The sequence below is a fragment of the Pseudomonas sp. Fl4BN1 genome, from assembly GCF_009908285.1.
In the GTDB taxonomy this organism is placed as follows: domain Bacteria; phylum Pseudomonadota; class Gammaproteobacteria; order Pseudomonadales; family Pseudomonadaceae; genus Aquipseudomonas.
The window spans coordinates 1-428 of the sequence record NZ_JAAARM010000111.1; the positions used below are offsets into that span (position 1 = coordinate 1).

Consider the following 428-nt stretch of genomic DNA (forward strand, 5'->3'; position numbering starts at 1 on the left):
CGTAGATGCCTTCGGAGCCGTTGTCCAGGCCATAGGCGATGGCAGCTGCGGTCGGCTCGTTCAGCAGGCGCAGCACGTTCAGGCCCGCCAGCTTGGCGGCGTCCTTGGTGGCTTGCCGCTGTGCGTCGTCAAAGTACGCAGGGACAGTGATGACGGCGCCGACGAGTTCATCGCCGAGCGTATCTTCCGCGCGCTGGCGCAGCGTGGCCAGGATCTCCGCCGACACTTCCACCGGGCTCTTCACGCCGGCCACGGTCTTCAACTGCACCATGCCGGGCGCGTCGACAAAGTCGTACGGCGTGTTCTCGATGTGGGCAACATCCTTCAGGCCACGCCCCATGAAACGCTTGACCGAGATGATGGTGTTCTTCGGGTCGCGCACGGCTTCGGCCTGGGCCTTGTAGCCGATATGCGCACCGCCTGTGGGC

1 protein-coding gene is annotated in these 428 nt (G+C 65.2%); it reads right to left on the reverse strand.

The annotated features are described in order from the left end of the window. Positions 1–428, reverse strand: a 428-nt coding sequence (locus GV818_RS33800) for an Hsp70 family protein (RefSeq protein ID WP_161778756.1), incomplete at both ends; no start/stop codon positions are given.